This window comes from Janthinobacterium sp. B9-8 (genome assembly GCF_000969645.2).
Lineage (GTDB): Bacteria > Pseudomonadota > Gammaproteobacteria > Burkholderiales > Chitinibacteraceae > Iodobacter.
Genome location: NZ_CP014222.1, coordinates 2572459 through 2597624, shown reverse-complemented (window position 1 = coordinate 2597624; position 25166 = coordinate 2572459). Strand labels below are relative to the sequence as shown.

At 48.2% G+C, this 25166-nt stretch carries 21 protein-coding genes; 10 read left to right on the top strand and 11 right to left on the bottom strand.

The genetic code is table 11. From position 1 onward, the window contains the following. Window positions 1–322 precede the first annotated feature (322 nt). Window positions 323–1897 (bottom strand): hypothetical protein, encoded by a 1575-nt coding sequence (locus VN23_RS11560; protein ID WP_046350732.1) that lies wholly within the window; start codon window positions 1895–1897, stop codon window positions 323–325. A gap of 367 nt (window positions 1898–2264) precedes the next feature. Here VN23_RS11560 and VN23_RS11555 point away from each other — a divergent pair, with 367 nt between their 5' ends. Next, window positions 2265–3116, top strand: coding sequence for a penicillin-binding transpeptidase domain-containing protein (locus tag VN23_RS11555; protein ID WP_052746452.1), 852 nt, complete (start codon window positions 2265–2267; stop codon window positions 3114–3116). A gap of 86 nt (window positions 3117–3202) precedes the next feature. On the opposite strand, the gene VN23_RS11550 is transcribed toward VN23_RS11555, so the two are convergent. From VN23_RS11550 to cysB, 9 genes are all read right to left on the bottom strand, one after another. Continuing rightward, the gene (locus tag VN23_RS11550; RefSeq protein ID WP_046350733.1) at window positions 3203–5650 is read right to left on the bottom strand and encodes a PEP-utilizing enzyme; all 2448 of its coding nucleotides are present in this window, start codon (window positions 5648–5650) and stop codon (window positions 3203–3205) included. 279 nt (window positions 5651–5929) lie between these two features. Continuing rightward, window positions 5930–6466 carry a DUF4166 domain-containing protein gene (locus tag VN23_RS11545; protein WP_046350734.1) on the bottom strand — a complete coding sequence of 179 codons (537 nt, stop codon included), beginning with the start codon at window positions 6464–6466 and terminating at the stop codon, window positions 5930–5932. Continuing rightward, window positions 6466–7908: a TIGR01777 family oxidoreductase gene (locus VN23_RS11540; RefSeq protein WP_046350735.1), complete on the bottom strand. Its 1443-nt coding sequence runs from the start codon at window positions 7906–7908 to the stop codon at window positions 6466–6468. Before VN23_RS11540 ends, VN23_RS11545 begins: the two co-directional genes overlap by 1 nt. A gap of 23 nt (window positions 7909–7931) precedes the next feature. Further along, window positions 7932–8399 carry a DUF2269 family protein gene (locus VN23_RS11535; RefSeq protein WP_046350736.1) on the bottom strand — a complete coding sequence of 156 codons (468 nt, stop codon included), beginning with the start codon at window positions 8397–8399 and terminating at the stop codon, window positions 7932–7934. Window positions 8400–8514: 115 nt separating this feature from the next. Further along, window positions 8515–9774, bottom strand: a complete 1260-nt coding sequence (locus VN23_RS11530) for an SDR family oxidoreductase (RefSeq protein ID WP_046350737.1) — start codon at window positions 9772–9774, stop codon at window positions 8515–8517. A 46-nt stretch (window positions 9775–9820) separates the two neighbouring features. Then, on the bottom strand, window positions 9821–10210 hold the full coding sequence (locus VN23_RS11525; RefSeq protein WP_046350738.1) for a thiol-disulfide oxidoreductase DCC family protein: 390 nt from the start codon (window positions 10208–10210) through the stop codon (window positions 9821–9823). A gap of 110 nt (window positions 10211–10320) precedes the next feature. Beyond that, complete coding sequence (locus VN23_RS11520) at window positions 10321–10866, bottom strand: GbsR/MarR family transcriptional regulator (protein ID WP_046350739.1); 546 nt, start codon at window positions 10864–10866, stop codon at window positions 10321–10323. A gap of 89 nt (window positions 10867–10955) precedes the next feature. Further along, window positions 10956–11774 carry a hypothetical protein gene (locus VN23_RS11515; protein WP_046350740.1) on the bottom strand — a complete coding sequence of 273 codons (819 nt, stop codon included), beginning with the start codon at window positions 11772–11774 and terminating at the stop codon, window positions 10956–10958. Between the two features lie 84 nt (window positions 11775–11858). Continuing rightward, a complete protein-coding gene (gene cysB / locus VN23_RS11510) occupies window positions 11859–12794 on the bottom strand; it encodes an HTH-type transcriptional regulator CysB (protein WP_046350741.1) in 936 nt (311 codons plus the stop codon). Window positions 12795–12914: 120 nt separating this feature from the next. On the opposite strand from cysB, the gene VN23_RS11505 reads away from it, so the two are divergent. From VN23_RS11505 to VN23_RS11465, 9 genes are all read left to right on the top strand, one after another. Beyond that, window positions 12915–13691, top strand: coding sequence for a sulfite exporter TauE/SafE family protein (locus VN23_RS11505; protein ID WP_046350742.1), 777 nt, complete (start codon window positions 12915–12917; stop codon window positions 13689–13691). A gap of 15 nt (window positions 13692–13706) precedes the next feature. Beyond that, on the top strand, window positions 13707–14390 hold the full coding sequence (locus tag VN23_RS11500; RefSeq protein WP_046350743.1) for a phosphoadenylyl-sulfate reductase: 684 nt from the start codon (window positions 13707–13709) through the stop codon (window positions 14388–14390). Between the two features lie 351 nt (window positions 14391–14741). Next, on the top strand, window positions 14742–15620 hold the full coding sequence (locus tag VN23_RS11495) for a BadF/BadG/BcrA/BcrD ATPase family protein (RefSeq protein WP_046350744.1): 879 nt from the start codon (window positions 14742–14744) through the stop codon (window positions 15618–15620). A 21-nt stretch (window positions 15621–15641) separates the two neighbouring features. Beyond that, a complete protein-coding gene (locus VN23_RS11490) occupies window positions 15642–16382 on the top strand; it encodes a GntR family transcriptional regulator (RefSeq protein ID WP_046350745.1) in 741 nt (246 codons plus the stop codon). Window positions 16383–16870: 488 nt separating this feature from the next. Then, window positions 16871–18133, top strand: coding sequence for an ABC transporter substrate-binding protein (locus VN23_RS11485; RefSeq protein WP_046350746.1), 1263 nt, complete (start codon window positions 16871–16873; stop codon window positions 18131–18133). Window positions 18134–18311: 178 nt separating this feature from the next. Next, window positions 18312–19556: an ABC transporter substrate-binding protein gene (locus VN23_RS11480; RefSeq protein ID WP_046350747.1), complete on the top strand. Its 1245-nt coding sequence runs from the start codon at window positions 18312–18314 to the stop codon at window positions 19554–19556. Between the two features lie 94 nt (window positions 19557–19650). Continuing rightward, the gene (locus VN23_RS11475; protein ID WP_046350748.1) at window positions 19651–20526 is read left to right on the top strand and encodes a carbohydrate ABC transporter permease; all 876 of its coding nucleotides are present in this window, start codon (window positions 19651–19653) and stop codon (window positions 20524–20526) included. A gap of 18 nt (window positions 20527–20544) precedes the next feature. Continuing rightward, window positions 20545–21384, top strand: a complete 840-nt coding sequence (locus VN23_RS11470) for a carbohydrate ABC transporter permease (RefSeq protein WP_197432909.1) — start codon at window positions 20545–20547, stop codon at window positions 21382–21384. Between the two features lie 81 nt (window positions 21385–21465). Continuing rightward, window positions 21466–22566 carry an ABC transporter ATP-binding protein gene (locus VN23_RS11465; protein WP_046350749.1) on the top strand — a complete coding sequence of 367 codons (1101 nt, stop codon included), beginning with the start codon at window positions 21466–21468 and terminating at the stop codon, window positions 22564–22566. A gap of 557 nt (window positions 22567–23123) precedes the next feature. On the opposite strand, the gene VN23_RS11460 is transcribed toward VN23_RS11465, so the two are convergent. Beyond that, window positions 23124–24839 carry a hypothetical protein gene (locus VN23_RS11460; RefSeq protein WP_046350750.1) on the bottom strand — a complete coding sequence of 572 codons (1716 nt, stop codon included), beginning with the start codon at window positions 24837–24839 and terminating at the stop codon, window positions 23124–23126. Between the last annotated feature and the right edge of the window lie 327 nt (window positions 24840–25166).

Genomic DNA, 25166 nt, shown 5'->3' with positions numbered 1-25166 from the left:
TATTCAGCATTGCTTACGGGTTTTATCCATCCTGAAAATTCAAAAACCGAGCCTAGATCTCAAGAAACCCATCTACACAGAGCTTATTGAACAAGAGACATAATGAGATTTTTTTTATTAATAAAGTGTAATTGAATGTTGGTTTTATCCAGAGGATAGGCATTCGTTTTTTATTAAGGTGTTTTGCCTATAAAGGTGTACTTGATTATGCCACTTGTTTGAATTTATTAGCATCATTGCTGGGGGATTAAATATTTTATTTTAAATAAATAGCTTGTAATACAAATAAATATGATCGCTGATTTATTGTTAAGCATGCGTATTAGGGCAAGGGCACACTTGCTAAAGCATCACGAAAAAATATTCGCTCGCCGGGGCGTAATTCAAGTAGCAAGGCACGTAATCGCTCGACAATTTGATACGCGGTGAGGCAGGCGCCTTGCTCAAATACGCAAAACCATGCGGCTTCCAGCAAGAGATTGGCCAGCTGCAAAGGTGGGAAATTGACGCGGCCGCTGTCGTACTCCTCTAAGCTAAATTGAGCCCATGAAAACCAATTGCTAAAGCCCTTGCTGGGTGCAAAAGGGGCAGAGAAAGGCTGTAAGGCAGCAGCCGCTGCTGTTAAGGGCAGCGGCTGCTGTAAACGAAATGCTTCTAAGGAGGCCGCTCCTTCAGGCGGACAATTGCCGCGTGCAATACGCAAGATAAAAATGGTATTCCAGGCCGAGGCGCTGCCCACGCCAAAACGATCACAAATCCATTCTGATAGCCCAAGCCAGCGCATTGCTTGGGTTTGGACTGCAGCTAGGGGCTGATCAAGCAGATTGAGCTGGCGAAACAGCCATAGGCACCAGCCGATATTTGCGGCCACATGCTGTACGGCGTCGATAGAATCCGCCTCGCAAGCGGCTTCTAATGCGTAGCTGAGCGCTTGCAAGGCCGCATCGGCGGATTCTTGTCGCAGTGCTCCGCCTTCGCTCATTGCATCATATTTGTACAGCAAGGCACTTAAATTAAGGTACTCAAAACGCACACGCGGGTTGTAGCGCACCACGGGGCCGAGTGTGGCCGATGCTTCTAGCTGCAATAGCAGCACCCGTGCCGCTTCAATATCACTATGGGTATAGCGATCCCATGCGTGCACAATTTGCGCCATTGCTGCAAAGGTGGGCCGGGCACTGGCTAATTGCCCCACTGCAATAATATGTTCAAAGCGGCTTAGGGCCTGTTTGCTCTCTGATACTAAATCGCTTCGTCGCCATGCCAGACTGGCTTTCATCAAGGCCAGCGCCTGTTGAAAATCATCGTGGGCACATTGTTGTGCAAGGAAAAACGGCTCGCTATCACGGGATCTGGCCGGCCGGGCAAAGCCATCATGACCTTCACGCATGCCTTGGGTAAGGTGCTGCCAAAAGCGCATATCCTGCATCACATAATCTACCCCCTTACGCTCTCCTATCATCCCCATTCTTGGTAGTGAAGAAGCTTGTAATCCTAAAAAAGATGCCAGGGAGACAGGTGCAAGTTTCACACCATGCTGGGTAAATTCTAAGCATTCTAAGCTTGCTATCGTCAGCCAGAATGGTCCACGGCTACGCTGTGAAGGGCTTAATAACGAGGTATCTTGCTGCTGATCATGGCCCCAGCCTACCGTGATCTGTATGCGTGAAAATTCAGCAAACGCACGCGAAATTAGCATCCGGATGGCTTGCGCTTTCGGAAAGTTGGCCCGGATAGTGGCGGCAGTTAAGGGGTGTTTTTCTACTTGCTGGGCGTACACCATGCGTACTAACAACCACAGCGATTGATAGCGTATTGGCACTCCCTTTACTTGGTAAGGTGTCGATAGTTCAATCACGATGGGTGTTAGGCGATGAGTCACGGTTGTATCAGTCATTTAAAGAAAGCAATTTAACGGGGAAGGGGGACTTCACACAATCCTATCAACTTAAGTGAAATATTTCGTAGGGCGGGTGCAAGCCGCGAGCAATGTTGAAAAGTACGCGGCTTGCACTCGCCCTACAATGATTCAATGCTCGTTATTGTGCGGTCTAATTATGGCTTCTGGCTAAGTTGATAGGCCAGAGTGTGTAAATTCTGCTTTAATGTTAATACAATATCACAATAAAAATACAATTATTATATATTGATCAATTTATTATGAGGTTACATAGGTTACAAAATAGCATATTTACCAAAGGATGCCACATTGATTACTATGCTTATCACGATTAATAAGCACATTTATCAATAAGGAATTCAATATGTTTTTAAAAAATAGTTTGCTCTTGGCAGGGATGATGTTTTCTTTAATTCAGTCTGCCCAAGCGTTTCAGCCTGATTATAAAAAAGCCTTTAGTGGCTATAATGGCTGTTTTATGCTTTACGATAATAGCAGTGAGAAAATGGTAGCTGAATATAATCCAGATAATCGTTGTGCTCAGCGCATCCCACCTAATTCTACATTTAAAATTCCCTTGGCCTTAATGGCTTTTGATGCGGGTGTAATAAATAAAAACACAGTATTTAAATGGGATGGTCAGCCCTATGATTTACCTGGCTGGAGCCAGGACCAAACGCCCGCCAGCTGGGAAAAATACTCAGTCGTCTGGGTTTCGCAGCAAATTTCACCTGAGCTGGGCGTGGATAAAATAAAGAAATACCTTGCTCAATTTAATTATGGTAATCAGGATTTATCAGGTGATAAAGGAAAAAATAACGGCTTAACGCATGCCTGGTTGAGTAGTAGTTTAAAAATATCGGCGCAAGAGCAAATGAGTTTATTGCAAAGATTTGCAAATGGCACTTTGCCCATTAGCCATGAAGCGATGGAAGAAACAAAGAAAATTATTTACGCAGGTAAACTAGACCAAGGCGCAGATTATTACGGAAAAACGGGCAGCGGCTGGAAAAATAGAAGTGATAATGGCCAGAATAACGGGAAAATGCGTGACGGCTGGTATATTGGTATGGTTGAAAATGCAGGTAAAGAATATCTGTTTGTGAGTAATATAACGGATAAAACTCAGCCTAAGGCGAGTGAAAATAAAGCAGGTGGCCCCATTGTCAAAGAAATATCGCTTAAATTATTAAATAGTTATTTTTCTGCTAAATGAGCTAATTACAATAGTGAATTGTTTTAAGTCAACTCAAGCCTCAGAGCAATCATCATTGCTCGCTCTGAGGCTTGTATTCATAGGCATTACTCAAGCAAATTCAGTTGCCCATTATTCAAACAGACTCTTTTCCCTAGCCATTCCGAAGGAATGTCCGGCAGGATGGCGGAGGGGATTTTTAGTTCGCGCAGCAGGGTGGAGCCGTGCGATAAGATGCCGCCGGAGCGGGCGATGATGGCGCTGGCCTGGCGATAATGGGCGTGCTGGCCGGGGTCTAGCGTATCGACCAGCAAAATATCGCTGCCCAGTATGCCACTGACTTTTCCGGGGTAAATTAGCAGTGCTGTGCTTTGGCCCAGCTCGGCTGAGCCGGTTTGCCAGAAGCTGCCACGTCGGCTTCTGGGGCTATTCACGGGGCTGAACCAGTATGCGGCTTGCTCTGCTGGCATTGCGTGGTGCATTTGAAAAAACAAGCGCATCAGCTGATCGCGAAAATGCTCGCGTACTTGGCTGTAGTAGCCGCGCATACCGGGCAGGCCAAGGCGATGCGCGAGGCGAATAGCAGCAGGCCAGCGCTCTAAAGCTTGCAAAGCGGGGGACATGCCTTGTGGGCGCGGTGTGGCGGGGTCTGTTTCCCAAGGCAGGCGGTGCGTGCTGGCCGTAATGGCTTGGTAGACCGTAGCGGGGCGGCCTAAGAAATCGCCGCCGCTGCTGGCCAGTGCTGCAGCAATACAAAGATTTTGCTGCACCAGCCAACAATAAAAGCGCAGCCACCAGCGGGCCAGTTGCTCGGCTTGATCGCTTTGTGGGTTTTCGCAAAGCGTGTGCAGCTCGGCCTGCCACTTTGCTAGGCCTTTATCGAGTTGATTAATGGCTTGCCTGCTGGCAAACAGCATGCGGATAAATACCGGCAAGGAGATCAGCCAACGTAGGGGGCGTTTTGGCATGGCGGGCGTACTGCCACCTACTTCGCGTGCGTATTGCGCGCCATCCATCCCCCAATCGAACATTCGGGCCAAAAACAGATCGCTATTGATATAGCTGGCATCCTGGTAGAGCGCGCTAAATTTCTCGTTATCGTCCAGCACCCGCGTATCCCAGCGGGCATAGACATGGGGAATGCTGCTGGCCGCGCCACGCTGGGCCATTTCCATCCAGTGGCTGGGGGATTCCGGCAAAATCTCGTCGATATTGGCCGAAGTCAGCCAGCGCTGCCAAGGGTAGACCGTTACCGGCCGTGCTTGCAGCATCCAGAACTGCTCACCATCCCAAGCCCATTCGATATCCAGATGGGCTTGATGAAACGCTGCAACGATAGCTTGCAGAAAATCCCATAGCTGGGTTTGGCTAGGGCTACTGGCATCAGGGCTGAGCTTAATGGGCTTAGGCTGTGCTCCCCAGCCGCCGCCCATGCGGGAGAGCAGCAGCTGCGATGGATGGGCTGTGCCATCAACGAGCCCTTCCAAGTGGCCCTCTACCCATTCGATCTGAGCCGAAAGCGGGCGCACAAAGGCAACGCCGGATAAAGTGGGGTGAATCATGCGCTGCACCGCAACGCATCGCACCCCGCTGGCAAAAATCTCCGCGCTGCGCTGGGCTACATCGGCGGAGGCGACGCGCAAAAAGGTTTGGTGGCGGCCGGCATTGGCGATATCAATACCGTCTTCATCATCCCCGGATGAGCGTACTGCCCAGCCGTGCGGCGCGCCTCGCTGCAAAAAGGGCGCAAGGCGTGGGTCATCAGGGCTTTCAATGCTGATCAGCCCGGGTACGGGCAAAGCGGCGTGGCTGGCCAGCAGCAAACGCCCTGCCTTGGTATGCGCGGCAAAGCCAGCGGGCCCAGCCTCTAGCCACTGAGCAAAGTCGGCCGGATGCTGCCAAAAAGGATAATGCCCCCAGCCCGCCTGAAGGGTGACGGATAGCTCGGCGCGGCAGAGCACGGCTTCCCATGCGGCGGCGTGAGCGGGGCTGACGATTTTGTCTGCCTCTCCCCAGATCAGCTCGATGCGATCGGTGATTTGATCAAAGAGGGTGAGGGCAGAATCGGGCTGCACCCAGCGAAAATAAGGCTTGAAAGCGCGGCAGCGGCGATAGCCATTGGCAATTCTTGCGTAATCTGGCGTAAAGCCTGTGGCAGCAAATTGCCCTGAAAATAGCTTGGGCGCATGGGAGAGCAGGGTTTGCACCAGCGTTAATAAGCCGGGCAGGGCCATCAGCCGTGGCAAGCGGCGCTTCCAGAGCAAAACGCCTACCGGGGAGAGTAAAACCACGCGTGAAAAAAAGCCGGGGCGGCGTACCAGTAAATGCAAAACCGGCAGGGCATTGATCCCCGTCGCCAAAATGGCGTGTCCCGGCTCTAGCTGTTGCTCTAGTGCCAGCGACAAGCCGTGCAAGGAGTCGGGGAGTGGATCGCGATTATTGCCAAAGCCGGGCAGCTCAATGGGGGCGGGCTGATATTGCGTGAAATGCGGCAAGACATCGCCCCACCAGTCGCTTGCACTGCCATTGCCGGCCAGCAGGTATAGTTTTTTCATGGTGTTCTTTGTTGGATAACTGAAGTTGCAGAGCAAAGCCCATATTTTGAAACACAGAGGCCACAGAGTAATGCCGTTCACTTAAGGTATTGGTTTTGCTTCCCCCTTAGAAAAAGGGGGATTGAGGGGGATTTGCCTTTGTGTGGCTTGCTGTCTTTTTGTAAAGATATGCAATGCAAAATCCCCCTAGCCCCCTTTTTCAAAGGGGGGAACAAACCTATGAAGATACTTATGCCAGTAGGGGAGTGTGTTCCCTATATTTCAGTATTTTTATTTAAATTAGTGGCTTAAGTGTTTTTTCTGCCTTAACGCTCCGCTGTAATGCAAAATCATGCCGCCTTTTTTAAAGCCAATTTCAACGTCAAAATGCATGACTTCAGCGATGGCCCATTCTCTGGCTTTAACTTGCAGGGGCAGCGGCAGGCCGAAGTAGCGGGCTGTTTGGCTGCTTTGTAAGAGTTGGCCTTCGCAGACTTGGCTATGCAATTGCAGCGCCAGCGGGCCCATTTGCTCCCAAAGCTCGCTATTACGCCAGCGCTGGCGGGACTGCATGGGGCTGTGTGCAAAGCGGCGTTGCCAGACTTCACCTTTTGCATCTTGCAGAATTCTAACTTGGCAGGGCACATTTTGCCCTTCGGCTGGCAAAATACCTAAGCGCATCGCAAGGTAAAGCAGGCTGCGGATAAATATTGGCTTGCCCCACTTTACATCGGCCTGCCCTTGCCAGAGTTGTTGCTCGGCCCCGTGCAGGGTTTGCAGCAGGGGGCTAAGCAGGCCAAAGTCTTTGCCCAGCACTTGCTGATAAAGGAGTGGCATCAGTGGCCTCCTTTAATCTGGGCTTGTAATGCACTCTGCAGATCAGGGTATTTAAAGCGATAACCCGCGTCGAGCAAGCGTTTGGGAATTACCCGCTGGCCTTTGGTAAAGAGTGCACCCATTTCTCCGGCGAGTGTGTCGATCAGCCAGGCTGGGGTGGTAAAAAAGCGGGGGCGGCGTAAGAGGCGCGCAGCTGTTTGGGCAAATTGCGCCTGGCTTACCGCTTCGGGCGCGCTGAGATTGTAAGCGCCGCTCAATTGCGGGTCGTTAATGGCCTGTGCAATCACCGCTAAAACATCGTCTCTGTGTATCCAGCTGATCACTTGCAGCCCATCGCCCATGCGCCCGCCAAGGCCAAAGTAAAACGGCAGTAGTAGCTTGGGCAGTGCACCACCGGGGCCAAATACAAGGCCAAGGCGCAAGCGAACGACGCGCAGGCCAAAGGCTTCGGCCTTGCATGCTGCGGCTTCCCATTCGCTGCAAAGTTGCGACATAAATTCCTTTTGTGTGCCTGCGTTTTCGTCCAGCGCCTCATCGCCGCGGCAGCCGTAATAGCCAATGGCCGAGCCATTAATTAATACCTTGGGCTTGTGATTGGCCCTTGCTAGCCAGCCGAGCAATCCTTCTGTTGTGCCAATCCGGCTAGCCAGTAAGGCTTTTTTGCGGGCATCGCTCCAGCGCGGGCCGGCGACCGGGCTGCCGGCTAAATTGATGATCACATCAAATTCTTCTTTGTAAGAAAGATCCTCCCAGCTGGAAAAAGCGCGTACTTTGCTTTGAAACCGGATGTTGGTGGCCTGTGAATTGCGGCTAAGCAGGCAGAGGCTATGCCCAGCGGCGAGTAAGTGCTCGCAAAGTGCTCCGCCAATGAATCCAGTACCACCCGTGATTAAAATGCGTTGCTGCGGGAGGCTAAGAAAAGGATTGCTTGTCATGATTTTGGCCTCTTTATAAAGTTTTAAGCTGGCGAATCCATCCCGAATCCCGGATAAACCCACGCCGAGTGCAAACAGGCTTAATACCCAGCTCCACAGACCGTAATTGACTAAATGTAAGCTTGTGCTCTGGCTGGCCCAGAGAGGAGCCACGCTGATGGCCCAATACCCAAAGAGTGCGCCGCCGTTCATGGCCAGAATGGTGTGGGTGACGCGCTCGGTGGCAGGCAGCAGGCGGCTTTTGTCTTCTTCAACAAAATCGCAGAGCGTGAGTGCTATTTCGATCAGAATGAGCGCGGATAAGCCCCATAGCCACAGGCCGCGCCATTCAAACCAAGCCAGCCCAGCAAACACCACCGCGTATAGGCTGGAGCGGATGGCATGCAGGCGTAGCTCGCGCTGAGCTGTTTTTTTGCCGGGTAGGGCAACGGTGAGCTCATGATGGTAAATCGTGTCAAAAGCGCCCATCAGCCCCTGCAGTACCAATAAATACAAAATGATTTGCATGATTTACCCCTTATAAGCTGCGATCAAAAAGGTTTATTTACCATCAACCAATACACCACGATCAGGCTGATAAAGGCGGGGAAACCAAGCGCTGTCCAGATCCGTTCATAGCGCCAGTAGCTTGCGGGTAGCTCGGTATTTTCTTTGGCGGCGATTTGCGCCATATCGCGCATTTTGAGTTGAATCCATACCACCGGCAGCCAACAAGCGCCGGTGAGGGCGTAAAGCGCCATCGAAATCCATAGCCAGTTTGCCGTCAGTGGATAGCCCAACCAGTGCGCCATCAGCAATCCCGAGATGGGCTGAAAAATCACGGCAGGCGTGGTAAATAACCAATCCGCCCGTACTACCCAGCGGGAAACCACGGCAATGGCTTGCACATTGCCACTGCGATTGGTCACAAACATATAAAACGCCGTGCCAAGGCCCGTGCCAAACATCAGCGTGGCGGACAAAATATGTAGCAGTTTGAAAGTCAGGTAGTAATCCATTTTGCTTTGCCTCGTTAAGATTTTTTGTAAAACGTGTTTTTATTTGCAGAGAAGACTGACTGATGCGGATCAAGTGTTGCTGATTTCGATTTAAGCCCTTGGTTTTCTCCGTGGTTCAAGATTTGGGTTTTGTCTTGCTTGGTGAAAGCAAATCCAGCATCAGTAGCAGCGCCATGATGGGTAGGTTTTTAAGCAGCGGGCCAAAGGGGTGCCATAAAAACTGTGGCAGTTTGATGGCGATAATGATGCTGTAAGCCAATACCAGCAGCCATTGCAAGCGCCAGCTGCGTGTTTGTACGCCCAGCAAATCCAGCAAGCACAGCAGCCCAAACAAGCTATCCATCGCTACCGATCCGTAAAAAAGCAGCGGCTGCCAGTTGCCGGGAATGCCTACATCGGCCAGTAGCTGATAGCTATCTGCCCGTGGCCATGCCCATAAGCAGACTGCCGCGGTGCCAAGCCAAACTAGGGCCATTGATAATTTAAGCAGCGGTAGCAGCCAGCCGAGCAAGGCATCCCGTGCTATGCCGTTTACTGGCTTGGCGGCTTGCGGGGCACGGCCTAAGATTGCCGAAAAAGTGTCGGCATCGCTGCAATTACCAGCCCGCAGCATGGTCAGGCTATCGGGCTGAAACAGTGGTAACAGAGCCGATTTAGCCGCAATATTCTGTAAGCATGCAGCAACAGGCAGGGTGATCGCACGGCCCAAACCCATTCCCTGCCTGAGCTGCTGCCACCAGGTCGTAAGCGGCATGGCTTGTGGGCCAACGGCATTGATGATTTGCTGCTGCGCTACAGGCTGCTCGACCAGCTTGATCAGTAGCGCTAAAACATCCTGCAAATGCACAGGCTGTACTTTGCCCACGCCTTGTAAATTGGGCAGCAGGGGCAGGCTGGCTAAGGTGCAAAAAGCGCGGCTGCTCACCCCATCCGGCGCATAAATTAATGAGGGGCGAACGATGGTCCAGTTCAGCTTTGATTGCTGTAAGGCCGCATCCCCCAGCCCCTTGCTGCGCCAGTAGGCCGTCGGTGCATCCGCTGCGGCACCCAATGCGGATAGATGAATCACTTTTTTGACTTTGCTGGCCTCGCAGGCAGCAAAGAGCGCCTGTGGTGCTGCAAGATGCAAAGCCGTAAAAGATTGCCCAGCCGACTCAGCAAAAATCCCCACCGTGTTAATCACGGTATCGATACCATCTAAGAGCGGCAGCCAGTCTGCCGCGTTTTGCAGCGCCGCAAAATCGCCCTGTATCACTTCGCATTCAGCATGGGCCAGAGCATGGCGGCTGAGTAAGCGTACTTGATGGCCTCGCACTAGCAGCACATCTCTCAGATGGCTGCCAATGAGGCCATGGCCGAGTAGTAAGATGTTCATTGTGTTTCCTTTATTTCTGTAATAAGAGAAATAAATAGGTAAATGTTTAAATCCGGCAAGATTTGCTATCGCACTTCGCAGTAAAACCGAGCCAAACGCTGATACGGTAACGATGACGGGCGATGCGTGAGTAAATCCAGGCAGATATCCCGCGTGTTGCCTGCCATTTTAAAGGCCCTGTCCACCAATCGCGGCCTATGGCTTGATAGAGCGCGGCAATGGCATCGATGCCGACTAAAATCTGACCGTCATCCCGGCGGATATGCAATAAAGTTTGCATCTCTAGCAAGCTGGCTGCCGCACTACTGGCATCAAAATCGGCTGAGCTGATATCAATCAGGGTAAAGCACTGCTTGATATCGCGTTGTTTAAGCCTAAGCATTTCAAAGCGGCACATCGGGCAGGCGTGATCATAAAATAACTCGTAGCGTGGCATGGTGCTGCTCCTTATTCATTGATGATATGTTGCCTTGTAGGGTGGGCACGCTGTGTCCATCCAACATTTTGCTTCTTAAAAGATGGCGTTTTGATTGATCTACACGCCCATTACTTCTCTTCATCTTTGCCAAACATCGCCGCCAGCTGGCCTATTTTTCCGCCCATTTTTAATAGCTTGATCAATACGCTGGGTGGCAGGTTTTTAAAGTCATCGTAGCCATGTAGTAGCACTTCTAAAAATTCCAGCACCTGATCCATTTTGACTCGGGTGGCGGCTTCGATTTCGGTGTCGGTTTCGGCTTCAATGGCACATTGGCGCAGCACGATCAGTGTGGGATCCAGCTCGCGCTTTTTGCGCTCTTCGGTGATCACACGGAAGATTTCCCACACATCTTGCAGGGCAACAAAATGATCTCGCCGATCGCCCATTTCCTGCTGCACTTTAATCAGCCCCCAGCTTTGTAATTCTTTCAGGCTATTGCTGACGTTGGATCTGGCAACCCCGAGTGTTTCAACAATCTCTTCTGCATTTAGTGGTTTGTTGACCAGAAACAGCAGGGCATGAATTTGGGCTACGCTGCGGTTCACGCCCCATTTCGTTCCCATCTCGCCCCAGTGAACGATGTATTTCTCCATAGTTGGGCTGAGCTTCATGCTATTTCCTTTATTTCTGTATTTAGAGAAATTAGACGCCGAATGGAGATGGAATGCAAGTGAAATGTAGAGGAATGTGGCTTAGCTGCTTATAACCAATGCGCCAGTTTGGCCAGTGCATAAACGCAAAGGCCGCTGAGTGCGAGCAGGGCCGGGGTTTGCCATTGACGATTGATGAGGTAGGACAGGGTGATCAGCAGCAGGCAGCAAATGATCCATCCCCAAGCGGCGGGCATAAAGCCCAGTAGCCATGCGGAGGGCAGCAGGGGGATAAACCAGCTGATGGCTTTAAATGCCTGTGCATAAGGTGTGCCTGTGGCAGGGGCCAACTCTGGTAGCTGGTTTTGTAATGCGGCCAAATGGCTGCTGATGTCCTGGCGCAAGTCTTTAATGAGGCGCTGGGCAAGAGACGGGTCGATTTCTTTTGCTATTAAAATGCCGTAAAGGCCAAGGCTGGCTTCTGCACCGGGCAGGGTGTTATCGGCGGTGTTAACCGCCAGTGTGCTGCGGGTGCGCCAGATTTGCCAAGCTGCGCCACAGATGGCCAGCAGCCAGAGCGCAAATTGCAAAGAGGCGGTGAGGCGATCAAAGCCCGCCAGCAGAGCGAGCAGGCTAATGGCTAGTAGCAGCGCATCATTTAAGCTTTGGCGGATGAGATCAAACCGGTGCCGGGCCGCAGGCAGGTAAAGCGCCGCACCCTGTATGCCACGCTTGATAAGGAGTGGGGCAAGCAGTGCAGGCCCCAGCTTTGGCAATAAAAAAATCCAGCACCGGGCGCGTTTAGAGCGTGGCCCTTTTGTCTCTAGTGCGGCCAGCTCCAGAAAAAACCATTGCCGCACCGAGCCAGATTCCAGATCAGAGAGCGCGCTTAACAGGGCGTATTTTTCGGGGGAGCTGAATGGCTGCATGAGAGGAGACGATGGGCTAGCGAATAAGAGGTGGGCTTTATTAAAAAGGCTGTTTATAGGGCGGGGTTTACCCGCCCTATATCATTACTCTTCGCTATCACACATCAAGGCAGCTTGGACTACTTTACGGCTGAGATGTGGGGCGAATAGTTCGATAAAGTCGTAGGCATAGCCACGTAAATAGGCGTCTTTGCGAATCCCGATGCGGGTGGTGGATTCATTAAATAAGTGTGAGGCATCGATGGCAACAAGCTGCTGATCACGATCTGCTTCAAATGCCATGGTTGCCAGAATGCCGATACCCAGCTCAAGAGCTACATAGGTTTTGATGACGTCTGAATCAATGGCGGTAAGCACCACATTGGGTGTGAGGCCACGCGATTCAAAAGCCTGATTGATTTTATTGCGCCCTGCAAAGGCAAAATCGTAAGTAATTAGTGGCCAGGCCGCGACGTCTTCTAGCGTAATGGGGCGATCAAGCTGGGTGAGCGGGTGGCCCACAGGCACCACAATGCTGCGGTTCCAGTTATAGCAATCAAGCATCGCCAGCTCGGAGTAATGATCGATCCCTTCGGTGGCAATCGCAATATCGGCCGCGCCTTCTACGACCATTTCACTGATCTGGGTTGGGCTGCCTTGCTTAATGGATAAGCGCACCTTGGGGTAGCGCAGCATAAAATTATGAATGGTAGCGGGCAGGGCGTAGCGTGCCTGAGTGTGCGTAGTGGCGATGGTGAGGCTGCCGCCTTCCACATTCACAAAGTCTTCACCGATGCGCTTTAAGTTTTGCGCTTGCATCAGCATGCGCTCGGAAATACGCAAGATTTCTTTGCCCGGTGCGGTTACATCCACAACACGCTTGCCGTTGCGGATAAAAATTTGCACACCCAGCTCGTCTTCTAATAGGCGAATTTGCTTGGAAATGCCAGGTTGGGAGGTGTGGAGCTTCTCGGCGGCTTCAGAGACATTCAGGCCCTGTTTAGCCACTTCCACTAGATAGCGCAGCTGTTGCAACTTCATGGCAAATCCTTTCACAAAAATTATCTAATAACCCATTCGTATAAAATCTTAACATATTCGTCTATGGAATTATAAAACGAGTTGCTATGCTGGCGAACTATTTAGATATTGGGCGACATCATGGAATTCGGATATATCGTCGCTGGGCTGTTGGTGGGCTTTATTGTCGGTATGACAGGAGTAGGGGGCGGCTCATTAATGACGCCCATTTTGCTCTGGTTCGGGATTAGCCCGGCCACGGCGGTAGGCACGGATTTGCTCTACGCCGCTATTACCAAGGGCAGCGGTATTTTTGTTCATCATAAAAAGAAAAATATTGATTGGAAGATTACCGGCTGGCTGGCCGCAGGCAGTGTGCCCGCAGCGCTGCTTACCTTGTTAGTGTTGCGTAATCTGCATTCTGATTTAAGCGTAGTTAATTCACTGATTAAACAGGGCTTGGGCGTAGCACTACTTTTAACTGCGGTTGCCATTATTTTTAAGCCTCAGCTCTTAAAATGGGGGCATCGCCACGCCTCATCGTGGTTTCATTTACCTCCTCGTAAGCTTAATGCCGTGACTGTGCTGGTCGGCTTGTTTTTGGGCGTGATTGTGACGCTCACATCGATTGGTGCAGGGGCTTTGGGTACGGTGGCTTTATTTCTGCTTTATCCCTTGATTTCAACTTCGCGTCTGGTGGGTACAGAGATTGCACACGCAGTGCCGCTCACCCTCGTGGCTGGGCTTGGTCATGCGGGTCTTGGCAATATTGATTGGCATCTGCTGATGTATTTATTAATAGGCTCTTTACCGGGCATTTACTTTGGTAGCCATTTAACTGGCCGGATTCCGGAATCAGTACTGCGCCCCTGTTTGGCGGTGATGTTAGTGATGATTGGCGGTAAGCTGGTATTTTGAGTGAAGGAGCAAGAGATGAGCTTTGAAGAGAAACTAGCCGAGACGATTGCATTGCTGCACAAAATCGCCGATGAATATAGCCCTGCCGTATTTGCTAATTCATTGGGTGCAGAAGATATGGTGATCACCGATTTAATCGCTAAGCATCAAGTGGGCATTGAAATATTTAGCTTGGATACCGGCCGTTTGCCTGCGCAAACCTATGCCCTGATGCAAAAATCTGCAGAGCAATACCCAAGCCACCCGATTCAGGTGTTTTTTCCGCAAACAAGCGCCACTGAAAGTTTTGTAAACCAACACGGGATTAACGCCTTTTATGAATCAATTGAGCTGCGTAAAGCCTGTTGCCAGATTCGTAAAATGGAGCCTTTAAAGCGTGCGTTGGCGGGTAAAAACGCATGGGTCACTGGTTTACGCCGTGAGCAATCGCCTACGCGCACTGATTTGGGTAATCAGGAATTTGATAGTGGGAATGGTTTAGAAAAATTTAATCCGCTGATCGAGTGGACAGAAAAAGAAGTCTGGGCGTATTTGCGTGACAATAATGTGCCGTATAACGCCTTGCATGATCAGCATTACCCTTCGATTGGCTGTGAGCCCTGTACACGCGCTATTTCTATGGGCGAGGATGTGCGGGCAGGGCGCTGGTGGTGGGAAGACCCGGAAAATAAAGAATGTGGTTTGCATGTAAAAAAATAAATAAAATGTCCGCATCAGCGGGCATTTTTTTTGGCTACTGTTTCTTGCCGCAAAGGCTATGCACGCTGGCAATGGTGCGTTGCTATTCACTCACATCGCCATATGGCGCCCATAAGGCATTGATTCATTTAAAAAATAACAAGCTTAGCAGTATAAAGCGAGAGTAAACCGTGCTTAAGCCATTGACATGGTTTAGTGCTCTGTCTAGATTGGTACGGCATGCAGGGCGTTGTTTTGCATGTTTTCTGTAAAAATTAAGCGGATTTCACCGTTTATGGATGTTGAATTGGTATTACCAGATTGTTTTCATTGGTATTAAAATTAAACCATAACAAGATGAAGAGACTCCAGATGAGCAAGATTCAATATTTAATCGGTGTAGATGGTGGCGGCACAGGGACGCGTATTTGTATTGCAGGCTTGGATGGCATAGAAATGGTTCGTAGCGACGGGGCAGCATCCGCGCTGGGGCAGGGCGTGGATAAAGCTTGGCTGCATATTACGCAGGCCATTAAAGCAGGCTTTGCCAAACTGGGTATTGCTGAGCCGGATTTTGCGAAGTGTGCATTGGGTTTGGGAATGTCGGGTGTGCATAACCCCGTTTGGGCTGAAGAATTTAAACAAAAGAATCCGGGCTTTGCCAGAATCGTGGTAGAAACAGACGGCTTTTCTACTTTGCTGGGCGCAACGAATGGCCAGCATGGCGGGATTATTGCTATTGGTACTGGCTCGATTGGTGAGGCATGGTTGCCTGATGGTCAGCGGCTTGAGGTGGGCGGCTGGGGGTTTCCAACTTCAGATGAAGGCAGTGGTGCATTTTTGGGTCTTAAAGCGATTAATCATGTACAACGCATGATAGATGGCCGTCGCCCGGTGACGGATTTTGGCCGTAAATTGCTCGCCATTACCGGCCACACCAAGGCTGAAGTATTTAGCTGGATGGGGCAAATGAAGCAGGGCGAGTGTGCTTCTTTATCGCCCGTGGTGGTGGAGTTTGGTGCGAGTGATGAGTATGCTCGTGCATTTTTACAAGAAGCAGGCGGGGAAATCGAGCAGATCGGCCGTGCTTTACGTCAGCGCAACCCTGATCTGCCGCTGGCCATTTGTGGTGGCGGTTTATCTGAAGCGCTGCGCCCGTTTATTCCCGCTGCTTTTTTAGCCAGTACGGTGCGCCCGCAAAAAGATTCGTGTGCAGGTGCTTTAATTTTGATTTACCAAACTGTGGTTTGATCTAACTAATAAGAGGCGATAATGCTGCCGCAACAAAAACTACTCGTACTACGGCCTGATGCAGATAGCGCTACGCCTCTTTATTTACAGCTGGGTCATAAGCTGGCCGCTGCGATTCATGCCGGCTTTTGGCTGGCTGATGAGCCTTTGCCCTCAGAGCGCAATTTGTGCGAAATCCTTGGGGTTTCAAGGGTTACAGCAAGAAAAGCGCTGGATATTCTGCTGGCTGACGGCTTGATTGTGAGGCGGCACGGAGCGGGCACTTATATCACCCCTAAATTAGAGCAGCCGCTGAATAAGCTGACTAATTTGTCTGAAATGCTTAAGCAACGCGGCTTTACACCCGGTTCGCGCTGGTTAAAGCGTGAAGTTGTGCTGCCTAATGCAGAAGAGCAGCTTAAGTTAAATCTGGCATCAAGCAGCCGTGTCAGCCGCTTACAACGCGTGCGAATGGCTAATGATGTGGTGATGGCATTAGAAGAAACCACTCTGCCATTTACCTTTGTGCCCGACCCCAATGCAGTGGGCGATTCCTTGTATGAATATATGCGCAACGCTCGCTTGTCTGTTGTACGTGCGATACAAAACATTGCCGCAATCAATGCCACTCAAGCCATTTCTGATTTAGTTGATGTGGCACCAGGGGACGCTATGCTGCATTTAACGCGCGTTGGATATTTGGAAAACGGCACGGCAATTGAGCTCACTCATTCGTATTTTCGCAATGATTACTACGATTTTGTAGTGGAGCTTAATAAGTAAGTTGTTGTTAACTATTAGTAAATTTTCACAATGCGCACTTTTTTTTGTAGTCGAAATTATAAATTGTTTGTTGTTGCCTACATTTTGTTTTTGTGGGCCATTTCCCCTATCCCCCGTCTGTCTGCTCCTTATGCCATCTACCCTTTGCTTTGGCTATTCACCATCTTGTTAATTTGTTGTAATCTGAGTCCGCGTAAGTAAAAACGCTAAGTCCAGTTTGAAGCGATTTATAGATGATAAACTTCGCAAAATCCTTGTTTAAAGCCACTTTTCGGTGATTTGCTCATGCGTTCGTTGATACCACTTTAGCGATTAGGTGGGTAGATGCAGAGAGGGCATAGGCTAAAAGGATTGGCCTCTTTACAGAGGCGTATTTTCAAATGGTATTGGCTTTTTTATAGATAAATTGACGTAAAGCGTCATTTTTAACGATGGTTACCGCGCCTGCCTTTTGAGCTAGCGAAACGATCTACTTTGGAGATGCAGTAATGAAATTGAAATTCATTTTGGCCGTATCTGCTGCAGTTTTTTCTGCAACAACCATGAGTGCTTTAGCTGCAGAAAAAGTAAAGGTGGAATATTGGTCTAACAGCCTTTCGCCAAAGTACGATGCAACCATGAAAGAGCTCACCACCAAGTTCAATGCTTCGCAAAGCGAAGTAGAAGCGGTATGGGTTGATGTGGGTTGGGATGCTTTCCAGCAAAAAGTGATTACTGCGGTAGCCAGCGGCAATGTGCCCGGTCTTGTGAACTTGCCTAAGCCTTGGATGGATCAATTTGCACAGTCAAAAATGATTCAGCCGATTACTAAGCAAGTTGCTGGTTTTAAAAATGTTTACACCGCTGGTGCGATGCAAGATGCAACCTATGTGGGCGATAAGCAAATTTACGGCATGCCTTGGTACCAAGTGACAGGCGTGCTGTTTTATAACAAAGATTTGTTTGCTAAAGCGGGCATTAAAGAAGAGCCAAAAACATTTGGCGATTTATTGAAAGTAGCCACTCAAATTAAAGCAAAAACAGGTGTGAGTGGTTTTGCGCCTAAGCTGGATGAAGATACTTCCGGCTGGTTTTTGTATGAAGGCTTGGACGTTGTAAAAGATAACAAGGCCGTCTTTAATAGCCCAGCGCATGTGAAATATATTGAGCAATTTAAAGCCGCATATGCTGCGGGTGCTTTCCCGAAAGATGTTTTCAAAATGCAATTTGAAGAGCGCATTGCTGCTTATGGTGCACAAAAACTAGCCATGTTTACCGATGGCGCGCACGCCATCAAGCGTACTAAAACAGATGCACCAAAGGTTTATGAAGGCACTGGCGTAGCGGGCTTCCCGATTGCTGGCGGCAAAACACCTCTGGGTGGTTTCCTGTTTATGTGGTCGGTACCAACAGGCTTTAAGAATGTAGATGCCGCAGTTAAATTGGGTAAATTCCTGACTAATGATGATGCGCAGCTGGCCTTTGCTAAAGCGTCTTCTACTTTCCCTTCGACTAATAAATCGCTGGACGATGCTTTTTTCCAGGCCGGTGCTAAATCAGCAGACCCGGTAGAGAAAGGCACGGCAGTGGCTGCAACACATATTAAGGCTTCACGCACACTGACTGTAACGGGCTTGCCTGATGATGTAGCAATGAATAAGAAATTAAATGAAGCCATTCAAGAAGCAATTACTGGCCGTAAACCAGTGAAAGCCGCATTGGATGACGCAGCTAAATTCTGGAATGAGAAATTTACTGCTGCAAAGAAATAATGATTTAATTTTATTCTGTTTTGAATCAAATTCTTCCGGGTGATCTCTGATAGGATTACCCGGAAGAATAAAAAAACCGCAAGCTGGATTGGAATAGCAATTTAGTTAATGCGGTAATATAAAAGTGTGGATTTAAATCCATATAATATTTGTCGAAAAACCCAAGAGGAAAGACAAGATGAAGCTGAAAAAAATGTTAATCGTTGGTGCGGCGTTGTTTGCTGGTGTTAATGCACAAGCTGCTGATACAGAATTAGAATTCTGGACGATGAACTTGCAACCAAAGTTCAATACCTACTTTGAACAAGCAACAGCTAAGTTCAATGAAACCAACCCAGGCCTGAAAGCGAAATGGGTTGATATGAACTGGGATCAGATTCAGCCTAAGCTGACTGCTTCGATTGCTGCTGGCAATCCACCTGCACTGGTTAACTTTAATGTGCCTTGGGTGCATGAGTTTGCTGCGCAAGGCCTCATCTTGCCTATCGATCAATACTTGGGTGCTGCTAAAGCCGCCTATTCGACTAATGCAGTGAAAGATGTACAAGTGAAAGGCCAGATGTTTGCCTTCCCTTGGTATAACTCCACACAAATTATTGCTTATAACAAAGACATCTTTGCTAAAGCCGGTATTAAAGCAGCGCCTAAGACTTTTGCTGAATTTGTGGCAATGGGTAAGCAAATTAAAGCAAAAACAGGCCAGGCTGCTTTCGCTCCTAAAATGAGCGATATGGTTGGCTTCTTTTACTACGCTGGCTTGCCAGTTGTAACCGATGGCAAGGCTGTATTTAACTCGCCTAAGCATATTGCTTTTGTTCAGACTTTTGCTGATCTGTACAAAGCCGGTGTTATGCCTAAAGATGTATTCAAAATGGCATTTGAGCAAGAAATCGCTGCATATAACAGCGGCAAGATTGCCATGATGACGACAGCCGCTCAAGGCCTGAAGCGTACAGAAACAGACGCTAAAGCCATCTACGACAAGACTGAAGTTGCGCCATTCCCATTGGATGCAGGTAAGCTGAATCTGGGTTCATGGATGATGGATTTCGTTATTCCTAAGGGCACAAAAGATCCTGCTGCTGCAGCCAAGCTGGGCATCTTCCTGACGAACGACGAACAACAACTTGCGTTCTCTAAAGCCACTGAATCAACCATGCCTTCGACTAAGAAAGCCAATCTGGATCCATACTTCCAGTCTGGTGCTAAGAGCGCAGACGTTGTTGACCGTGCTCGCGCTGTAGCGGCTAAATCGATGGACAATGCACGTACCCTGACATTAACTCCAGGTACATTGCCAGACGAAACAGTGATGATTAAGAAACTGCAAGAAGAAATTCAAAGCGCAGTTGAAGGTCGTAAATCTGTAAAAGATGCATTGAATACAGCAGCAGCAGCATGGAACGAAAAGCTAAAGAAGTAAAAAATAATTAGCCGTTTTATGTTCTAATGAACGGAGTTATCTAATAGGTAATTCCGTTTTTTCCCGAATATTATCATTACAGTCGAGTAGCGCCGTGAAAAACTCCAGCAGCTATACAGGCATTGCCTATTTATTTCTGGCGCCTGCCCTTATTCTGATGGGTATATTTACCTTTTGGCCAGTAGGTTATAACGCATATTTAGCGTTTAATGACTACAGTATTTCAGATGGTGTTGCTACCTGGAATAACTTTGCGCATTTTAAATATATTTATGAAGAAGAGCTTTTTCATCAAGCACTCAAAAATTCATTACTTTATCTTTTGATTGTGCCGGTGATTCAAGTTGCAGCGTTATTAGTTGCAAAACTGGTGAATAACAAATTGCCAGGGATGACATTCTTTCGTGCCGCGTTTTATATCCCCGTGATTACCGCTGTTTCTATTGCAGGTGTGGTCTGGATTAACGTATATAAGTACGACGGTATTCTGACGTGGTTTTTGCAAATGATTCATGTGATCCCTCAAGGATCTGAAGGCCAGGTCGATTGGCTGGGTAATCCTGATATCGCTCTTTATGGTGTGATGCTGTTTACCTTCTGGAAAGGGATTGGCTGGTTTATGGTTTTATACCTTGCAGGCCTGCAAGCGATTCCAAAAGAAGTTGAAGAAGCCGCTATTTTAGATGGTGCCAATGTATTCCAGCGTTTCTGGAAAATCACTGTGCCGATGGTTAAGCCGACGATCCTGCTCTGTACGCTGATGTCGACCATTGCTGCCTTAAAGACTTTCCAGGAAGTGATTATCTTAACCAAGGGCCAGGCTGATACGTATACCTCCCTGTTCTACGTTTACGATCAGGCATTTCGCAATTACAACTTCGGTCGTGCTGCGGCGGCTGGTCTTGTTGTAACCTTCTTCTGCATGATTCTTGCGGCCATTCAATTTCGCTTCCTGGGCGAAAAGAAATAACACGAGGATTAAGAAATCATGGCTATGGGTAAACAACTACAAACCGCTTTGACGCTGACCGGGCAGTATGCGGGTCTGGTCGCCTTTGCGATTTTCACTACCTTCCCTTTTTTATGGGCATTGTCGGTGGCCTTATCGGCGGATCCGTCAAATACCTGGCTTTTCCCTCGCTCTTTCTGGCCTACAGATCTGAGCTTGATGTGGTTTAAGCGTGTATTTGATGAAATGCCATTTATGGTTTACATGAAAAACTCAACGCTGATTACCATTGAAAGCATTATTGGCGTGGTGTTTATTTCTATTTTGGCAGGCTACCCATTGGCGCGTTTGCGTTTTCCGGGGCGTAATTTTATTTTCGTGGCGATTCTTGCCACAATGATGTTGCCATCTGAAGTGGCCATTATTCCTAACTTTATTACCCTGAAGCACTTGGGCCTGCTAGATACCCATCTGGGCGTGATTGTGCCTAACTTTGCTGCAGCCTTTGGTATCTTCCTGATGAAGCAGGCGTTTGAAGCTGTGCCACAAGATCTGGTCGATGCTGCACGGGTTGATGGCGCAACCGAGATGCAAATTCTATGGCGTGTGATGGTGCCTGTATCTGGTCCATCCATTGCGGCACTGGGGATTTTCTCGCTGGTGAATGCCTGGAATGATTACCTCTGGCCTTCAATTGTGATTTCAACACGCGATAAATTGCCTTTGGCAGTAGGGGTGTTTAATGACCTGACCGGGCCATTTGCAACCTCATACAGCATGGTGATGGCGGCGATTGTGATGACTGTTATTCCCGTATTGATCTTCTTTGCCTTTACCCAGCGTTTCTTTATCGGCGGCATGGATGGCGCGGTGAAGTAATCGATAGGCCTGTTGCCCCCACGGGGCATTTTCGGCGGGTATTTGCTACCCCATTTAGACAAGTTTGCAAGGAATCGAGATATGGCTTCGGTTACGCTAAGTAAAATTAAGAAAAACTACACCAAAGATGTTTGTGTGATTAAGGGTGTGGATCTAGAAATCAAAGATGGCGAGTTTGTGGTTTTCGTTGGCCCTTCAGGCTGTGGTAAATCCACTTTGCTGCGCATGATTGCAGGTCTGGAAGACATCACCGAAGGTGAGCTCAGAATTGGCAATGTGGTTGCCAATGATTTGCACGCGTCTAAGCGCGGTATCGCCATGGTGTTCCAGTCTTACGCCCTCTACCCGCATATGAGCGTGTACGACAATATGGCGTTTGCACTGAAGCTGGCCGGTACATCTAAGGCAGAAATCGATCAGCGTGTAAAAGGCGCCGCCGAAGTCTTGCAAATGACCCATTTATTAGATCGCAAGCCAAAAGCCTTGTCTGGCGGCCAGCGTCAGCGTGTGGCCATTGGCCGCTCGATTGTGCGTAATCCAAAGGTTTTCTTGTTTGACGAGCCTTTGTCTAACCTGGATGCTTCCCTGCGCCTGCAAATGCGCGTTGAGCTATCCAAGCTGCACCAAGAACTCAAAACCACCATGATCTATGTAACACATGATCAGGTAGAAGCGATGACACTGGCCGATCGTATCGTAGTGTTTAACGCCGGTGTGATTCAGCAGGTTGGCTCGCCGCTAGAAATGTATGAAAACCCATCGAATCTCTTCGTAGCAGGCTTCTTAGGCTCGCCTAAAATGAACTTGCTGGAAGCCGATCTGGTGGCCATTGAAAAAGGCTCTGCCCACGTTCGCTTGCCAGATGGCATTCAGATCCGTGCTGCAGTAGATGCTTCGTCTTGCAAAGTGGGCGACAAAGTCACCATTGGTATTCGCCCTGAGCATATGCAATTGGCCGCGGCCGATGCAGTGAACTCTGTGCCTGCCCGTGTTGATCTGGTTGAGCATCTGGGTGATATCGTATTGGCGTATATCCAGGTGAAAGGCATCAGTGAAATTCTTTGCATGAAATTGCCTGCTGAATCAGATGTGATTAAATTTGGCGACAATATCCATGTGGTATTCCCGGAAAAGAATTGCCTCTTGTTTGATGCACAGGGTATTGCACTAAAACGCGTTTAATCCTTTAAATTGGATACGCAAAAAAGCCCGGCAATTGATTTGCCGGGCTTTTTTTATTGTGCGCCATATTGATAGCGGTTGGTTGTGCAAGAAAACAGAGAAATGAACGTAGGTTGGGCTAGCGCTTTATCAGCCCAACATTTAGTTATGTTCCGTAATTTGTTGGGCAGATAAAGCATGCCCAACCTACATGCTGAGCTAGCTGCTGCCGCACAAGCATTGAATTATCGTAGGGCGGGTGAAACCCGCGAATTTTTGGGTATTGCTCGCGGGTTTCACCCGCCCTACGAATATTGTTTAACTTACCTTGATAGGATTGCTTGGATTCCCGTTACGTCACTCCCGAGTGCTTGTATGTAGTTCGGCATAAATTATCAGGCATTTTTAAATGCAAAGGCGTGTGAACTCTTAGGGTTTGCAAGCGCTTTTCTTGCGCACCAGCCCTTTGCGCTCACACCCTAAGAAAAACGTATGATTGAAGAGTGTAGGCATGTTATGCCAAAGTACTTATCGGAAACGTAAAGTGAGTCATGAGCAAATTCTTGGTTTTTTAAAAGTTAGATGCTAGAAAATATTAAATTAGGTTCTAATTCTCTTTCTTTTTTTAATCGATCTGGGTTTGTTTCTAAGCCGATATTTTTATTTAACTGAAGTAGTATTTGTTGACGATATATAGAGCCGGTGGAAGCTTGATCTTTGATGAGCGACTTTATGAGCGGCAATAAATCATTGCTTGCAGTTTGGTTATGGTTGGTTTTTTTGTCTTTGGTTTGTTTACCTAATAAATATCTTTCAAAATGAGTCGATTGATCGGCTGATTTTTCTATATTCGCCTTGATAATACGATCTTTATCGTACTTTAGGGTTACTAGGCTTTCTGCATGATCTTGGATCTGATAAAGGTCGTAGTTTTGTGAAGCTTTTTTATCGGTGAGCTGAACGGGCTTGTCTGAATCAATTTGAGTATGAAAACGGGCACTTAAATCTGTTTTCTGTAATTGGCTAATCTGCCTGTTTTCTTTGCCAATTATTCTTGTTTCTTGTGACATTTGATAATTTAAAAACTCTACTTCAGCAATGCGCATTGGATTTGTTTTTCCTTCGATATTGAGTTTGACTTTAAAATCAGCCATGCCACTTAATGCAGCCAAATCTTGGTCCGCTAATTTTTCACTTAGTTTTGTCGCTGTAATCAGCGTATCAGTCGGTTTTTTATCTGTTTTAACTTCAGCAAACTGTGCCTTAGGGTAAAGCTGGTGCGCGCTGGCGAAAGATTGTTTAAAGATATCAATCACATCTTCTTTATTATTGCCTCTCTTTGCCGCTTGATCTACTTGCTTTAGATAATTGTCCATTGATTTTTTCTTTTGCGCCTCGCCCGCCATCAGCTCAGGATTTTTTAGATCAACATCAATTTCAAATTTGCCACCTACTTTGTCTTTTTGTAGGTTTTTAGCTAGCTCGACATTTAAATGCCGTTGATTCTTATCTGCTTTAAATTCAAAAACAAACGGGCTATTGGCAGGGTCGTTAAATTTTGCTTTCAGATCGATTGATTCAAATACATCAGGATCAAATTGTAAAAGCCCTGCAATATCCGTTTGTGGTTTTTCTAAATTTAAGCCTTGAATCGCGTTTTCTAAGCCGGATGCAAGCTTGACCAGTGCATCACGCTCTTCTTGGCTTAATTCTGCGCTGGCTTTGATATCAATCGATAATCCATTGGCTATGACCCAATTATCTTTGTCGTAGTTCACCTTTTCATTAACCAAGCTATTAATTTGCAAATCAACTTTTGTTCCTGATTTGGTTTGCAGGCTTAAAGTGACTTGATCGGTGGGCGCGCCCTCTAATCGATCTTGTACCAGCTTAGTATAAGTGGCATGGGTGTCGGGATTGCCCTTGATTGCTCTTGGGGTAGAGAAGTTAATCAGCGATTGATTGTAATTATCTTTGCCCGATTCAAAGTAATTAAGTGCCGCTTCTCCAAGCCCATTTAATCGATCGGGTGCGGTATTGGCTGTTAAATTTTGCGAGAGCTGTAGGCTGATAGTATCCAGCGGTAAATTGCCCCAAGTCGTTATGCTTTCCTGCTTGATATTTTCATACGTCAGGTTTTTGTCTTTGGTTTGATGCAGTTTTACCACGGTAGAGGGCGAGGTGTTGGTTGCATTGAGTGCCTCCACTTGCGGCTTGAATTTTTTGTTTTCCTGCGCAATAAAGTCGATGACATTTGATTGGGTAGGTGTGTTGCGATGGATAGACATACTCATACCAGATAGCCTTACTTATATGTTTTAATAACTATCGGCAATATTTTCTAATACTTTAATTTTTTGAAAGGTTTAAATGAGGATTGACGTCATTAATCCCTCGTTTTTCTCCGTGAAACTGTTCTCAGTGCCCTCCGTGGTTCAAGTGTGGGTTTTGCTCCATCAAACGATGAGCAAATCTGAGCAATAAAAAAACGCCACAAGATTTCTCATGGGGCGTTTTTTATGGGGTAGAGCAGAGCTTAGAGGCCTAGCTTACCGTGTAGTTCTTCTGCCTTGCTGCATGAGCCAGCCAGAATATCATAGGGTCAGGTCTTACATTTGACA

Coding starts and splice junctions, on each gene's coding strand:
- VN23_RS11560 (WP_046350732.1), bottom strand. CDS start 1,897: ATGACTGATACAACCGTGACTCATCGCCTAACACCCATCGTGATTGAA.
- VN23_RS11555 (WP_052746452.1), top strand. CDS start 2,265: ATGTTTTTAAAAAATAGTTTGCTCTTGGCAGGGATGATGTTTTCTTTA.
- VN23_RS11550 (WP_046350733.1), bottom strand. CDS start 5,650: ATGAAAAAACTATACCTGCTGGCCGGCAATGGCAGTGCAAGCGACTGG.
- VN23_RS11545 (WP_046350734.1), bottom strand. CDS start 6,466: ATGCCACTCCTTTATCAGCAAGTGCTGGGCAAAGACTTTGGCCTGCTT.
- VN23_RS11540 (WP_046350735.1), bottom strand. CDS start 7,908: ATGCAAATCATTTTGTATTTATTGGTACTGCAGGGGCTGATGGGCGCT.
- VN23_RS11535 (WP_046350736.1), bottom strand. CDS start 8,399: ATGGATTACTACCTGACTTTCAAACTGCTACATATTTTGTCCGCCACG.
- VN23_RS11530 (WP_046350737.1), bottom strand. CDS start 9,774: ATGAACATCTTACTACTCGGCCATGGCCTCATTGGCAGCCATCTGAGA.
- VN23_RS11525 (WP_046350738.1), bottom strand. CDS start 10,210: ATGCCACGCTACGAGTTATTTTATGATCACGCCTGCCCGATGTGCCGC.
- VN23_RS11520 (WP_046350739.1), bottom strand. CDS start 10,866: ATGAAGCTCAGCCCAACTATGGAGAAATACATCGTTCACTGGGGCGAG.
- VN23_RS11515 (WP_046350740.1), bottom strand. CDS start 11,774: ATGCAGCCATTCAGCTCCCCCGAAAAATACGCCCTGTTAAGCGCGCTC.
- cysB (WP_046350741.1), bottom strand. CDS start 12,794: ATGAAGTTGCAACAGCTGCGCTATCTAGTGGAAGTGGCTAAACAGGGC.
- VN23_RS11505 (WP_046350742.1), top strand. CDS start 12,915: ATGGAATTCGGATATATCGTCGCTGGGCTGTTGGTGGGCTTTATTGTC.
- VN23_RS11500 (WP_046350743.1), top strand. CDS start 13,707: ATGAGCTTTGAAGAGAAACTAGCCGAGACGATTGCATTGCTGCACAAA.
- VN23_RS11495 (WP_046350744.1), top strand. CDS start 14,742: ATGAGCAAGATTCAATATTTAATCGGTGTAGATGGTGGCGGCACAGGG.
- VN23_RS11490 (WP_046350745.1), top strand. CDS start 15,642: ATGCTGCCGCAACAAAAACTACTCGTACTACGGCCTGATGCAGATAGC.
- VN23_RS11485 (WP_046350746.1), top strand. CDS start 16,871: ATGAAATTGAAATTCATTTTGGCCGTATCTGCTGCAGTTTTTTCTGCA.
- VN23_RS11480 (WP_046350747.1), top strand. CDS start 18,312: ATGAAGCTGAAAAAAATGTTAATCGTTGGTGCGGCGTTGTTTGCTGGT.
- VN23_RS11470 (WP_197432909.1), top strand. CDS start 20,545: ATGGCTATGGGTAAACAACTACAAACCGCTTTGACGCTGACCGGGCAG.
- VN23_RS11465 (WP_046350749.1), top strand. CDS start 21,466: ATGGCTTCGGTTACGCTAAGTAAAATTAAGAAAAACTACACCAAAGAT.
- VN23_RS11460 (WP_046350750.1), bottom strand. CDS start 24,839: ATGAGTATGTCTATCCATCGCAACACACCTACCCAATCAAATGTCATC.